The 14,773-nt window shown below is 40.7% G+C and carries 11 protein-coding genes, 2 tRNA genes and 2 pseudogenes; 12 read left to right on the forward strand and 3 right to left on the reverse strand.

Annotation, left to right across the window (positions count from 1 at the left end):
• From PENNN9_RS00625 to pilB, 3 genes and pseudogenes are all read right to left on the reverse strand, one after another.
• The coding region (locus PENNN9_RS00625) for a prepilin peptidase (protein ID WP_058367849.1) at nucleotides 1–872 on the reverse strand (872 nt) is incomplete at its 3' end.
• A gap of 7 nt (nucleotides 873–879) precedes the next feature.
• Nucleotides 880–2,104 (reverse strand): annotated as a pseudogene (locus PENNN9_RS00630) (type II secretion system F family protein).
• A 119-nt stretch (nucleotides 2,105–2,223) separates the two neighbouring features.
• Nucleotides 2,224–3,962: pseudogene (gene pilB / locus PENNN9_RS00635) on the reverse strand (type IV-A pilus assembly ATPase PilB).
• Nucleotides 3,963–4,288: 326 nt separating this feature from the next.
• On the opposite strand from pilB, the gene tpiA reads away from it, so the two are divergent.
• From tpiA to PENNN9_RS12760, 12 genes are all read left to right on the forward strand, one after another.
• A complete protein-coding gene (gene tpiA, locus PENNN9_RS00640) occupies nucleotides 4,289–5,107 on the forward strand; it encodes a triose-phosphate isomerase (protein ID WP_058367850.1) in 819 nt (272 codons plus the stop codon).
• 207 nt (nucleotides 5,108–5,314) lie between these two features.
• On the forward strand, nucleotides 5,315–5,623 hold the full coding sequence (gene secG, locus PENNN9_RS00645; protein WP_058367851.1) for a preprotein translocase subunit SecG: 309 nt from the start codon (nucleotides 5,315–5,317) through the stop codon (nucleotides 5,621–5,623).
• 207 nt (nucleotides 5,624–5,830) lie between these two features.
• Nucleotides 5,831–5,915, forward strand: a tRNA-Leu gene (locus tag PENNN9_RS00650).
• A 126-nt stretch (nucleotides 5,916–6,041) separates the two neighbouring features.
• Nucleotides 6,042–6,118: transfer RNA gene (locus PENNN9_RS00655), tRNA-Met, on the forward strand.
• 439 nt (nucleotides 6,119–6,557) lie between these two features.
• Nucleotides 6,558–7,058, forward strand: coding sequence for a ribosome maturation factor RimP (gene rimP / locus PENNN9_RS00660; protein ID WP_058367852.1), 501 nt, complete (start codon nucleotides 6,558–6,560; stop codon nucleotides 7,056–7,058).
• Nucleotides 7,059–7,206: 148 nt separating this feature from the next.
• Complete coding sequence (gene nusA, locus PENNN9_RS00665) at nucleotides 7,207–8,691, forward strand: transcription termination factor NusA (RefSeq protein WP_058367853.1); 1,485 nt, start codon at nucleotides 7,207–7,209, stop codon at nucleotides 8,689–8,691.
• Between the two features lie 191 nt (nucleotides 8,692–8,882).
• Nucleotides 8,883–11,615, forward strand: coding sequence for a translation initiation factor IF-2 (gene infB, locus PENNN9_RS00670; RefSeq protein WP_058367854.1), 2,733 nt, complete (start codon nucleotides 8,883–8,885; stop codon nucleotides 11,613–11,615).
• Nucleotides 11,616–11,762: 147 nt separating this feature from the next.
• Complete coding sequence (locus tag PENNN9_RS00675) at nucleotides 11,763–12,152, forward strand: ribosome-binding factor A (protein WP_058367855.1); 390 nt, start codon at nucleotides 11,763–11,765, stop codon at nucleotides 12,150–12,152.
• A 9-nt stretch (nucleotides 12,153–12,161) separates the two neighbouring features.
• Nucleotides 12,162–13,208, forward strand: a complete 1,047-nt coding sequence (gene truB / locus PENNN9_RS00680; protein ID WP_058367856.1) for a tRNA pseudouridine(55) synthase TruB — start codon at nucleotides 12,162–12,164, stop codon at nucleotides 13,206–13,208.
• Between the two features lie 417 nt (nucleotides 13,209–13,625).
• Entirely contained in the window at nucleotides 13,626–14,150 is a 525-nt protein-coding gene (locus PENNN9_RS00685) for a type 1 glutamine amidotransferase domain-containing protein (RefSeq protein ID WP_058367857.1), read from the forward strand.
• A 76-nt stretch (nucleotides 14,151–14,226) separates the two neighbouring features.
• Entirely contained in the window at nucleotides 14,227–14,388 is a 162-nt protein-coding gene (locus tag PENNN9_RS12630) for a hypothetical protein (RefSeq protein ID WP_156410048.1), read from the forward strand.
• Between the two features lie 106 nt (nucleotides 14,389–14,494).
• Complete coding sequence (locus tag PENNN9_RS12760; RefSeq protein ID WP_178379368.1) at nucleotides 14,495–14,671, forward strand: hypothetical protein; 177 nt, start codon at nucleotides 14,495–14,497, stop codon at nucleotides 14,669–14,671.
• Nucleotides 14,672–14,773 lie beyond the last annotated feature (102 nt).

Here is a 14,773-nt window from a genome sequence, read left to right on the forward strand (position 1 = left end):
ACGATGTCAGAGCCATAAAGGAGGGCAATGATACCAGCGATCGCGATATAAGGTCCAAAAGCAAAAGGCTGACTCTCCCCATGCCTTTTCATCAAAATGATACCGACAATTGAGCCTAGTAAAGAAGATAGAAGAATGATAAATGGCAGCATCATAGGTCCAAGCCAAGCCCCTAATACCGCTAGTAGCTTAAAATCACCTTGTCCCATACCGTGTTTTTTGGTGATGAGATAAAACACCTTGACCACTATCCATAACGACAAAAATCCTAGCAGCAATCCCCAAATCGATTGGGTAGGGGAGACAAACCAGCTTTGAGAATTTACTGCTAATCCTAATCCTGCTAATGGAAAAGTCAGTCGATCAGGTAGCAGCTGCGTATCAAAATCGATACCGGTTAAGGCAATCAATGTCCATACCAAGATAAGAGCAGACAATCCAGCAGCTGTGACGCCAAATTGATAAATAACCAATGCTGATAGTAACGCAGTGACTAGCTCTACGATAGGATAGCGTATACCAATCGCTGCGCTACAATCAGAGCAACGACCACGTAGTACAAGCCAACTTATTAAGGGTATATTCTCATACCATTTTATTTGATGCGCACAATGAGGGCAGCGTGATGCCGGTCTACTCAAAGTAATTGGCGTATCTCTCGTCGTAATATCCGTTATCGCTTTAGTGTGCTCATGTGGCATATCTACTTGCTGAGACATAAACTGACTGCATTCTTGTCGCCAGCTATAAATCATCATAAGCGGTATACGATGAATCACTACATTCAAAAAACTGCCTATACATAGCCCTAATACTGCAAATACAATGAGCGCCAAGGTCATATTACTTTGTAATAATTCTAACAATTGCATCAATTTGCTACCCTACTACTGAACCCATCTGGAAGATTGGTAAGTACATGGCAATGACCAAACCACCTACTAAAACCCCTAGCACCGCCATGATTAATGGCTCCATCAAGCTGGTCAAACCCTCAACAGCGTTATCAACTTCGTTTTCATAATACACTGCTACCTTGTCAAGCATCTCTTCTAAGCTGCCTGATTCTTCACCAATACCGACCATTTGAATCGCTAGGCTTGGGAACAGGTTAGTCGTGCGTATCGAAAACTGCAATTGTTGACCAGTTGAAACATCATTTTTAATCTGTTGAATGGCATCATAAAAAACCACATTGTTAGCGGCGCCTGCGGTAGAGTCTAAAGCATCGATTAAAGGTACACCAGCAGCAAAGGTAGTAGACAGCGTGCGCGCGAATCGGGCGATAACAGCTTGATAAGCAATATTGCCAAATATAGGTGCCTTTAAAGTCGCACGGTCAAGAAAATCGCGGAACTTTTTAGAGCGTTTTTTAGCTTCGGTGAAGCTAACGATACTACCGCCAATGGCAATAATAAGAATAAACCACCAAGCTTGCATCCAGTCTGACATACCGACAACCATTTGCGTGAAAGCAGGTAGCTCTGCACCAAAAGATTCAAATAGCCCCGAGAAAACAGGAACCACTTTAATCAGTAGGATGATAGTGACGATTATAGCAACCACGATTAACAGCGATAGGATACTTCATGGCTTTTTTGATTTTAGCCTTAAGTAGCTCGCTTTTTTCTTTGTAAGTGGCGACACGTTCAAGCATAGTCTCAAGTGCGCCTGATTGCTCACCAGAGTCTACAAGAGAGCAAAATAGATCGTCAAAATAGCGTGGATGCCTGCGTAGCGCAGAGGCAAAGGTACCGCCAGCTTCAATGTCCGTTTTGATTTGTAGGACCAGCTCTTTCATGCTCGGATTGTCTAACGAGTCAGCGACAATCTCAAACGATTGAGTCAAGGGGACGCCAGCTTTCATCATAGTAGCTAGTTGACGCGCAAAAATAGCAATATCAATAGGCTTAATGGCTTTTTTTACCGTGAACAGGGGCTTAGGTTTTTTCTTGATTGTTTTGACTGTGATACCTTGTTTACGCAGCGTCGCCTTTGCAATCTCTAAACTGCGACCTGTGGTTTCACCTTTGATTTTTTGTCCACGCCGATTGACTCCATCATAGACAAAGTCTAATAGCATGTCAGTCTTAGCTTTTGCCATGTCTTTACCCTCAAGTTTTTCGTAATCTATATGTTTTAATCAGCGTTATTCAATAAAAGTTTTTAGATGGTTATTTAATCGCTTTTAAGTCCTACACCTTGGTCAGCGCTGACTTACTATTATTCAGAAGTAACTCGCATCATCTCTTGTATGCTAGTGACACCTTGAAGTACTTTTATAATGCCTGAACGACGCAAATCACGAAAACCGTTTTTGAGTGCAGCGTCTTTAATATCAATTGCATTACCATCCTCCATAATGATACGTGAGATATTTGAGTCGACTTTCATGACTTCATAAATACCAACACGGCCTTTGTAGCCTTCGCGGCACTCATTACAACCAACAGGCTCATAAATATTGTTGTTTGGATCATCTAAGTCAGCATCAGTAAAGCCAAGCTCAAGTAAACTTTGTCTTGGTACGTTAAGAGCGGTCTTACAGTTTTTGCATAAACGTCGTGCCAGGCGCTGAGCAATAACTAAGTTGACAGAGGTGGCAATGTTAAAAGACGCAACACCCATATTCCGTAATCGAGTCAAGGTTTCAGGCGCTGAATTGGTATGGAGCGTTGAGAGCACCATATGGCCAGTCTGCGCCGCTTTAATGGCAATTTCAGCCGTCTCAAGATCACGAATCTCACCAACCATGACGATGTCTGGATCTTGACGCAAAAACGACTTTAGAGCATTAGAGAATGTCAGACCTACTTTTGAATTGACATTAACCTGATTAATACCCTCAAGATTAATTTCAACAGGATCTTCTGCTGTAGAAATGTTGGTTGCTCCAGTATTTAAAATATTGAGACCCGTATATAACGATACCGTTTTACCAGAGCCTGTAGGGCCAGTAATCAGTAGCATACCTTGCGGTTTGTGAAGCGCTTCTAAAAACATCTCTTTTTGATCAGGCTAGCCGCTTCTAAAAACATCTCTTTTTGATCAGGCTCATAGCCTAAAGCATCGATGCCAAGCTTTGCTGCTGAAGGATCTAAAATACGTAGCACGACCTTTTCACCAAATAGGGTAGGCAACGAGTTCACTCGAAAATCAATCGCCTTATTTTTTGACAGTTTAAGCTTAATACGGCCATCTTGTGGTATGCGCCGCTCAGATATGTCCATTTGTGACATGACTTTGAGACGAGCTGCAATCTTTCCTGCTAGTTGTATGGGCGGATTTGCTACTTTCTCCATCACACCATCGACGCGAAAGCGCACGCGATAAGACTTCTCATAAGGCTCAAAATGTAAATCAGATGCTCCCATACGAATTGCATCTACCAGCATTTTATTCACAAACTTCACAACAGGGGCTTCATCCACACCGTCGGTAAGCGTGGTTTCACCGCTGTCACCTTCCTCAGTATCTTCAAAGTCGACGCTTAAGTCGCTATCAGCAAAGCTGTCAAAACTTTGCATAGTGTCTGCATATACACTATCGATACGTTTTTTGAGCTTGTCTTCTTCGACTACCACTGTCTCAACTGATAGACGGGAGTTAAAGGCGATAGCATCTATAGCATCAATACGAGTAGGGTCGCTTAAAGCCACGAATAGACGCTGACCGCGATTAAAGATGGGCAGCGCATTAAACTTACGTACAATCTTTTCGTCTACCAAATCTTTTGGGATAACATCGTCACTGAGTACATTAAGATCAAACAGCGGATCGCCAAAAGACTGTGACATCAGTTGAGCAAGCTGATAGGCATTGGCCATATTATGCTCTACTAAATACGATACAAGACTGAGTTGCTGCTGCTTTGATTCAGTCTGTGCAGTTTGCATGTTTGCTTCGCTCACGATACCTGCATGAGTTAGCTGCTGTGCTAAACCGCCAAATGTAGTAGACATTAACCTCTCTCCTTAATACTGCATATATGGCAAATATATAAGTTTTAGTCTTAAAGTTATTTGATTTTCTGATTTGATATTAATAAGCAAAGCAAGCTTATAAGTCGTGACTTATACGTTGGTTTAATAGACTGTTAATGTATATATGCAAGAAACATGACAGTTTGCAATTTAGTCCATAAAGAATAAAAGAGCTTATATGAGGATTAGAAGTTGTAGGTTGTGGCACGATAACGACACTTATAACAGCATCAAAGAAATTTTTGCTATACTTACGCGCATATCAGCCATATTGACAACGACAAATGATAGAAGGTAGATAAGCCATGCAAGCTTGGGTAATTGGAAACTGGAAACAAAATCCAGCAACGACTAAAGACGTTGATGCACTATTAGACACATTATTGACGGCTGTTGCTGATGACAATACCAGTAATGTTTGTCAGTTGATGGTAGCGCCTAGCTGCATACATCTAGCAAGTGTGAGCGCACGCTTGCAAAATACCTCTATACTGACTGCTGCCCAAGATATCAGTGCGCTTAGTGATAGTAGTGGAGCATATACTGGTGATTGCTCAGCGCAGCAAGTCGTTGATGCAGGCGCGACATGGACGATACTAGGGCACTCTGAGCGCCGTCAATATCATCAAGAGTCTCATGAGACACTGTTAGACAAATTAAGTCATGCGTTTACGCAAGGCTTGGGTGTGGTGTACTGTATTGGCGAAACTCAAACTCAGTACGATAATAAGCAAACTTTTAGTGTATTAGACGATCAGTTAGCCGTAATAAAGGACTTACTTATCAAGAGTAAGGAACAAGCGCCTGAGCTTGTGCAGAGATTAGCGGAGCGTTTGATTATCGCTTATGAACCCGTTTGGGCGATTGGCACAGGCAAGGTTCCTACAGTGATGGAAGTAGAAGCTACTCATCAGCATATTAAAGAGACAGTCGCCAGTTTTGATACGACGCTACCTGCGATGATGGTTTTATACGGCGGTAGCGTTAACACAGATAATGCTGATAGCTTTGCAGCCAGTCCTATGATAGACGGTGCATTGGTTGGCGGTGCATCATTAAAAGCAGATAGCTTTTTGGCGATTGCTCATGCTTTTGAGCAAGCTAAAAATAAAGAGACTTTATAATAATTAGCTACTAAGTTTATTTACTCAGATTATGTATTAGGCAGAAAGCTTTTATCAGTCATTAAAAGTGGGTTTAACAGTGCCCTTGCAATCGTGTACAATGCGCCTTATTTATTCTTATTACAGTTGCATCTTATTATGGTGCTATGATTTTAGTACTAAATAGTAAGAGTTAACTTTCGTTATTCGTCGGCAAAAGAGGCCACCATGTTTACGTTTATATTAGCCCTGCATATCATCGTGGCGATTGCCATGATTGGCTTGATTTTGATACAGCATGGCAAAGGGGCAGACGCTGGAGCCTCTTTTGGTGCTGGCTCTTCTGGCACGGTTTTTGGTGCAGCAGGCACGGCAAACTTTTTGACGCGTGCTACTGCAGTACTGACTGTTATTTTCTTCATAACCAGTATGATTCTTGCTGTAAATGCGCGTGAACAGGCTGAAGATCAATTTCGTCTAGATGCTCCGGTCTCAGCTCCGCAAACGCCGCGTCCCTTGACACAAAATCCTGAATAATAAGTTGATTTATGAAAACTTGGCTTGCAATGAGTAGTCGTAGGCAAGTTTTTTATAGTCGGCCTTGCTATTTCTTTGGGTTAGTTTTACAATGCTCGTCTGTTTTTACACAGCGATATTTACTCGCGATTACTATCCTCATGGCATTAAGAGTAAGCTGGCTAAAAATAGAGAAGTAAAAGAAGTTGTCGTTACAAACAACGATAAGCGATTGTGGTGGAATTGGTAGACACGCCATCTTGAGGGGGTGGTAGCGCAAGCTGTGGGGGTTCAAGTCCCCCCAATCGCACCAACTTTTTTACAGCACGTGGTATGTAAGTTGACTATTATTATAGAGATGAGATTTTTATTTTATAATTATTTTAAATAAAGATTGACAGGTCTATAAAACTTACCTATAATGTGCATTCTAAATTGATGCGGGGTGGAGCAGTCTGGTAGCTCGTCGGGCTCATAACCCGAAGGTCGTTGGTTCAAATCCAGCCCCCGCTACCACTTTCAATACTGATTTTTGTACACTAAATTGTCAGTTGCAATAAGCCCACCATTATGTTTGTGGGTTTTTTTGTATCTGAGAGTCTGTGTTATCTCGGTATTTATCCTACTTATGCTAAGCTCTATCCTTATAGAGTAAGGTAATATCGGTTAATTGTGCCGCGATTTATAAGCGCTAATACCTTTTATTTCATACTCTCTCAGTGATAATCTGGCTGCATGTATTCTATTAGAATGCAGAGTCTTACACTAACGTCTATAATTTGTATTGCTCTATAAATATAAGACAATACAGTGTTTAGATTCACTGTACAAAGCTATGCATTTTAGATAATAAAAGATACAACGATTATAGTGTAATTCTTAGACGTTCTTCATAAAATATACAAAAAGACGCTTAAGCTCTGTACACAAGCAAATAGGAAACTATAAACGAATTATGAAACTTTCTACCAAAGTTGAAGAATTGACCAATATTATCGCTCCTGCAGTAGCAGCATGTGATGTGGCTTTGTGGGGCGTAGAGTTTGTACCACAAGGACGTCGCTCATTATTACGTATTTATATTGAGTCATTACCAGAAGAGCAAGCACAAGATAAACAGGTAACTATTGAGGACTGTGCAGCAGTTAATCATCAAGTGAGTGGTATTCTTGAAGTACATGATCCTATTGCTGGTGAGTATATTTTAGAAGTGTCATCGCCTGGGTTTGATCGTGCGTTCTTCTCAGAAGAGCAAATGCGAGACTACATTGGTCAAACAGTTAGCTTACGTTTGATCCAAGCGATAGGACAAGGTGACAAAAAACGACGAAAAGTAACAGGTAACTTAGATAGTATGGGTACGACCTCATTGAATCTTACTGCTACTGATAACGAACAGTTTGAAATTGCTTTTAGTAATATTGATAAAGCGAATCTTGTTTTTGAAGATATTTAGTGTTGCAGCAAAATTTAAATATCACTGTTGATAACTGCGCCTAATAATCATAGATTGTTCAAAACGTTAAATAACGTATGGTTTACTTTAGCAACATAACGCCAATACACAAATTATAAAATTTAAGTAAGTATAGGACTGGTATAGCATGAGTCGTGAAATCTTAACGGTAGTCGAAACCGTCAGTAATGAAAAAGGCCTAAACCCTGAAGATATATTTGAAGCTATAGAAGACGCTTTAGTAGTATCGACTAAGAAAAAAGTATATACCGAACAGCCAGAAGTGGCAGTACGAGTGGCTATTGATCGTACCACTGGTGATTATGATACTTATCGTTATTGGACTGTGGTTGCAGACGAAGATCATGAAATGCCAGCTTGTCAGCTTGCTATTACTGACCTTGATCAAGAAGAGTGGTCAATCGGAGATGTAAAAGAAGAGCAGATTGAGTCGATCGAATTTGGACGTATTGCAGCTACTCAAGCAAAGCAGGTTATTATCCAAAAAATTCGTGAAGCTGAGCGTGCGTTAGTAGCAGATGCTTTTGAGCCACGTATTGGTGAAATGATGTATGGCGAAGTTAAAAAGCAGACGCGTGACGGCTATATTATCGATTTGGGCGACAATGCAGAAGGGTATTTAGCGCGTGATCATATGTTGCCACGTGAGCAGTTACGTGTTAAAGCTCGCATCAATGCTATTTTGTATCATGTGAATCGTGAAAACCGTGGTGCACAGCTATTATTGTCGCGTACGCATCCTGAGATGCTTTCAGCGTTGATGCAAAAAGAAGTACCTGAGATTGCTGAGCAAATTATCGAAATTCGTAATGTCGCTCGTCTGCCAGGTACTCGTGCTAAAATATCTGTTAAAACCAATGATCATCGTATTGATCCAGTGGGTGCTTGTATTGGTATGCGTGGCACACGTATTCAGGCAGTACAGCAAGAGCTTGATGGAGAACGTATTGATGTCGTGGTATGGTCCGATGATCCTGCCCAATACATTATTAGTGCGCTTGAGCCTGCCGATGTTAGTAGTATCATCTTAGATGAAGACACCCAAACAGCAGATATTATCTTTAGTACCAATGATCAGCTTGCACGTGCCATCGGTTCACAAGGACAAAACGTACGTTTGGCCTCAGAATTGACTGGTTATAAGTTAAACATGATGCTAGAAGCAGAGTATCAACAGCGTCAGGAAAACGAAAGTAAAGCATTTATTGAATTGTTCTATGAGCGTTTAGAAGTGGATCAAGACCTTGCTCAAGCTTTGGTTGATATAGGCTTTACCAGTATTGAAGAAGTAGCGTATGTACCAGTCGAGACTTTCTACGATATTGAAGGGTTAGACGATGAAGCAATTGACATGATTCAAGAACGTGCTAAAGAAGTAGTCATTGCAGATGAATTATTTAAACAACAAAACATGAAAGAGCCAAGTCAAGAGCTGCAAGATCTTGAAGGTATGACGGTCAGCTGGGCTTACAAAATGGCCCAAAAAGACATCATTACCGTTGACGATCTGGCTGAACAAGCAGTTTTTGACTTAGAAGATATTGAAGGCTTAGATGCTGAAACAGCAGGTAAGCTTATCATGAAGGCTCGGGAATCTTGGTTCGATGAATAGGTGTTAACTGCATATCGCTGTCTTTTGGTGGTATGCTATTAATAATGAAAGGCTGATAAAAGATTAGTATTTAGTATGCTTATATAATAATTAGTTATGTTAAATATTATCTATATTGGTCAAAACGCAATCATTTGTAGCCAACAACTGAATTGAACAAATAGCAAATAATAGACAGTAGGTGATAATAAATGGCAGATAAGACCGTCAAAGAACTGGCAGAAATGGTAGGCAAAACCGTTGGTGCTGTACAACAGCAACTACAGGATGCTGGGCTACCTGCTCGCGGGGAGGATGACTCAGTCACCGAACTTGAGCAAGAAAAATTGGTGACGTACTTAAAACAAAGTCATGGGCAGCAAGAGAAGCGTCGTATTAGTCTTAAATCTAAGACGACCAGTACTGCGCGCGTGACTGGTTCTTCGGGTAAATCTAAGAGCATCAACGTTGAAGTACGTAAAAAGAAAGTGTTCGATAAGCCAAACCCAGAAAAAATGGCGGAAGAATTGGCTGCACGTGAACAAGCAATGATTGAAGCACAAGCACGTGCTGCTAAAGAGGCAGAAGAACGCGAGGCGTCTAAGAAAAAAGCAGAAGAGCGTCAAGCAGCTACCCTAGCTGCTATGCGAGCGAGTCTGGGTTCGAGTAAAAGCTCTGACGGTAAAAACGAAGAAGTTTCTACTTCAGTCGTAGTCAAAAAAGGTGGTAAAGCTAGCGTTGAAGTCAAACCTAAAGAAAAAGAGAAAGAGAAGAAAAAGGTCGCTGCTACCAAGCCAAAAACTGAAACAGCTGCTGAACGTAAAGTTCGCGAAGCACGTGAGAAAGAAGAAGAACGTCTGCGTCAAATTGAGAGCGAAACTCGTCGCGTACAAGCTGAAGAAGCACAAAAACGTACACTCGAGCAAATGCGTAAGATGGCTGGTAAGTATACTGATCGTGAGCCTGTGACTGAAGTTCGCAAGGACGAGCCACTGGCTGAAGGTTTGGTTGGAGACGCATTAGAAGAGTCTTTTGAAAAAGAGCGTCGTGAGATCAAACGAGGAGCAAACAGTACAGGTACTCGTGGTCGCCGTCGCAAAAATCAAAGTGAACGTGAAATCAAAAACACTAAAAACGGTTTACGATCTTCTCAAGCTGCGCAACATAAGTTTGAAAAGCCTGTCGAAAAGATTGTTTATGATGTAGAGATTAGTGAACATATTACTGTTGCAGATTTGGCTCAACGCATGGCGGTTAAAGCTCGCGAAGTCACGAAACTCCTTATGAAAATGGGTGAGATGGCACGAGAGTCAGATACGATTGACCAAGCAACAGCCAGTCTGATCGTTGAAGAGATGGGGCACAACCCAGTGCCCGTTAGTGATACCAAAGTTGAAGATGATCTTCATGATGCTGTTGACGAGCGTAGTAGTAACATACAAGCGCGTCCACCAGTAGTCACTATCATGGGTCACGTTGACCACGGTAAGACATCATTACTTGATAAGATTCGCGAAACAAAAGTTGCCACAGGTGAAGCAGGCGGTATTACTCAACATATCGGTGCCTATCACGTAGAAACTGATCGCGGCGTTATCACCTTCCTTGATACTCCAGGCCATGCCGCATTTAGTGCCATGCGTTCTCGCGGTGCTCAAGCTACTGATATCGTAGTCTTAGTTGTAGCAGCTGACGATGGTATGATGCCGCAAACGGAAGAAGCAATCGACCACGCACGCGCTGCTGGTACACCTTTGATCGTAGCCATCAATAAAATGGATAAGCCAGGTGCAGATCCTGATCGCGTCCTTAATGAGTTAACTACAAAAGAAGTTGTCTCAGAAGATTGGGGCGGTGATACACCAATGGCACGTATTTCAGCTAAGACAGGTGAAGGTATCGATGATCTTCTAGAATATATTAGCTTACAAGCTGAACTAATGGAGCTAGAAGCGCCACTAGACGGTGCTGCCCAAGGTGTGGTCATTGAATCAAAACTTGAAAAAGGTCGTGGTCCTGTTGTTAGTGTATTGGTCAAAAAAGGGACACTTAAGCAAGGTGATTTAGTGTTAGCTGGCGAGCACTATGGTAAAGTCCGCGCGATGACAGATGAGCGCGGTCAGCGTATCAAGTCAGCTGGTCCGTCTATACCGGTCGAAATCTTGGGCTTACCTGAAACTCCAGCAGCTGGTAGTGAATTCTTAGTCGTGACCGATGAGAAAAAAGCACGTGAAGTAGCAGACTTTAGAACCAATCGTGAGCGTGAGCGTCAACTTGAACGTCAAAATGCCATGCGTTTAGAAAGCATGTTCGATCAGATGGAACAAGGCGATGTGTCATTCTTAAATATTGTACTAAAGACTGATGTTCGTGGTTCACTCGAAGCCTTGCTTGCTGCTTTAAATGAGCTTTCAACTGATGAAGTCAAAGTTAGAGTGATTAGTTCAGGGGTTGGTCCAATCTCTGAGTCTGATGTCACACTTGCAGAGTCAAGTGAAGCTGTATTATTAGGCTTCAACGTTCGTGCAGATGCAACAGCACGCCGTAAAGCTGATACGGCTAATATGGATATTCGTTATTACAGCGTTATCTATGGCTTGATTGATGATGTAAAAGCTGCAATGAGTGGATTGCTTGCTCCTGAACATCGCGAGAAGATTCTTGGTATTGCTGAAGTTCGTGAAGTATTCCGTTCTAGCAAATTCGGTGCTGCTGCTGGTTGTATGGTGGTTGAAGGGACTATTTATCGTAATAAGCCAATTCGCGTATTACGTGATGATAAGGTCATCTTCACTGGACAATTACAGTCACTACGTCGTTACAAAGAAGACGTTAATGAAGTACGTACTGGTATGGAATGTGGCCTTGCAGTTCGTGGTTACGATGTCGAAGCTGGCGATAAGATTGAAGTCTTTGAAATTCAACAGTTTGAACGTACAATTTAATCGTATTGCATTTTCATTCAGTAAATCTTAGAGTATTGATATAATGATGTATTTAGGTCTAACAGGATTATCCTGGTAGGCCTTTTTTATCGTATATTTCTGCTCCTAAAAGCCGTCACTAAATTAGTTTTAAAATAGGATAATAAAATGAATCAACGTCTACAACGCTTATCAGATCAGATACAGCGTGAGCTTGCAGTGCTTATTCGGGATGAGGTTAATGATCCACGTCTGACAGGTTTTGTGACTATCTCTAGTGTCAAAGTAAGTCCAGACTTGGGTTATGCTGATGTCTACGTCACTATTATGGAGCCTGAGCTCAACGACGCCATGACTAAAACCAATCATGAGCAAAGCATAGAAGTTCTTAATAAAGCGGCAGGTTTTTTACGTACTGAGCTTAGCCATAGTTTAAAAACGCGTACTACGCCACGTTTGCGTTTTCATTATGATGAAGTAACTGCGCGTGGCAATTACATGATGGACTTGATTAATCAAGCCGTCAGTAAAACTGAACAAAACGAGAATGACGAGTAAGCCAATATTATGTCTATTCCACCTAAGCAAACTGATAAGGTAAAAGTCTCAGGGGTTATCTTAATCGATAAGCCTTATGGCATGACATCACAGCAAGTGGTATCAAAAGTAAAATATCTTTTTAAATCACCAAACCATAATAGTAAAAAAGCGGGTCATACTGGTACGCTTGATCCCATGGCAACTGGTTTGTTACCTGTCTGTTTAGGTGAAGCCACAAAATTTAGCCACTATCAATTGGATGCGGATAAAACTTATCAAGCGACTATTTTACTTGGTAGTCAGACTGATACTGGTGATGCAGAGGGCCAGATTGTTAAGACAATGCCTGTGCCAAAGTTTGATGAGGCAGAGTTAGGGAAAATCGCACAGCAGTTTTTGGGCGCTCAGCAGCAAATACCACCGATGTATTCTGCGCTAAAAAAAGATGGCAAAAAACTTTATGAATATGCACGAGCTGGTATCGAAGTAGAGCGTTCACCAAGAGACATTGAAATCAAGACTATTGATTTAAAAGCGCTTGATAATGAAAAAATACAGTTGATAGTTACTTGTACCAAAGGCACTTACGTACGCGTACTTGGTGAAGATATCGCTAAGGCAATGGGGACATTAGGACATCTGTCAGCACTGCGGCGCTTAAAAGTTGGCAAGTTTGATATTGTTAATGCAGTTACCTTACCGGCACTAGAAGCACAAGCGTTGGATAGTCGCCAAACACAGTTGATGCCAGTGGATGCGTGCATCGATATAAATATGACGCTGATGTTGACAGCTGAGCAATGTAAACGCATTCATATGGGTCAACGCTTAAACGTATTTGCACAATTGACGGATGAGCTTAGGGGTTATATTTTAGACAAAGTTAGTAACAAGCTATCATTTAATAGCGATAAAGTTACTCACGAGGAATCTAATGGCTCTGGCAATACGCAAATACCAGAGCATGAAATACCGATAGATATTCGTTTAATAAATGAGCAAGGTCAATTCTTGGGTTTAGGCGCTGTTAGCCTCAATGGGCGCTTGCAGCCAAAGAAGTTAATTCAACGTTAATGTTACTTTTCTAAAGTACTTCATAGATAATCATTGAATGACTTACTAACAGTTTACACTAATCACATATCGTCACATTTTATTGCAGGTTTCGCCTATGGTGAAGCCTGTTTTTTTTGTACATTGATTAAGTCAGCTAGGGAAAGTGAGACGGCTTAATAATTAAAATTATAAACTGAAGGATAACAATAAAAATTCAAACCAATAATAAAAAAGGACGATAGAAGACGCTTTTTACAAGGAACATAATAAAAAATATTTTCAACAGGAAACGTTGTACTAGTAAAGCGTCAGAGCTGATTAAAATTAGCAGACAGCCAATAATAACAAGTATTTAATAATAATAAATAGTTAGGAAATTATGGTTAATAGCCAATTCGCTTGTATAAACTCACAATTATCAAGATAAGGAATAGTATGAAAACCATCGCTTTTTTACTACATAACAATTTTGAGCAAGCTGAGTATGAAGACGTCAATAACCAATTAAAAGAGAAAGGTTATAAAACGATCTTGATTACAACTAACAAAGATAAAGAAGTTCAAGCCATGAATCAGGACGTCAATAAAGGCGATACTTTTACTGCTGATATTTTCGCCAATGAGGCAAAAGCTGATGAATACGATGCTTTAGTGCTGCCAGGTGGGACTGTAAACGCGGATACTATCCGCGGCAATAAAGAAGCTCACAGTATTATCAATGCTGTGTATGAGGCAGGAAAGCCATTAGCAGTCATTTGCCATGCGCCTTGGGTACTTATTAATACTGGCATCGCAAAGGGAAAAAACCTAACCGCTTATCATTCATTGCAAACAGATTTAGAAAATGCTGGTGCAAATTTTATCGATGAAACGGTACAAGTAGATGGTAATTTAATTACTTCTCGTAATCCAGATGACATTGATAACTTCGTTGAAGCTATTGATAAAGCATTATCTTAATCGATTAACTACTTTAGAAAATAGACAGTAAGCATTTTTGTTTAAAACTAAAATTACATTAACTAAGGAAACTATTATGGCCAATCCTAATCCAAACGATACCAAAATTGAACAACAACGTTCTGAGTCAGCAACTGCAGCACTTAAGAGCCAAACTGAAGACAATCATACTGAGGATACTGAAGCTGCAGCAGATCGTATTGCAGATAACTTAGAAAATGCTAAAGATGATAACTAGAGCTTTTTGTAGCTCAATATAGCGTTGTTAAATGAATTCTGCACCATGAGTATTAACCAAGCGATGGTTAGTACTCATTATTATTAAATGGTTTAAGGGAGATATCATGAATAAATCAAAGCAAAATATGGACAAACAAGAACAGAAAATTGAGAAACTTGCAGAAGACATCAATCCTAGCGAAGATAATATTCCAGATAGCTTAGCAGAAGCAACGACTGCTCCTTTAGACGACAATGAGCTTGGTGGTAACGCAACTCAAGACGACACCAAAAATAAATAGCTAAGAGTAGGTATTTATCTCATTATCCCTAACATCTAGTATGTTTAATAAGCATTAATTCAATGAAAAACTAATATGAAAAACTGCTGCGAGTTCAGCAGT

This window comes from Psychrobacter sp. ENNN9_III (assembly GCF_001462175.1).
In the GTDB taxonomy this organism is placed as follows: Bacteria; Pseudomonadota; Gammaproteobacteria; order Pseudomonadales; family Moraxellaceae; genus Psychrobacter.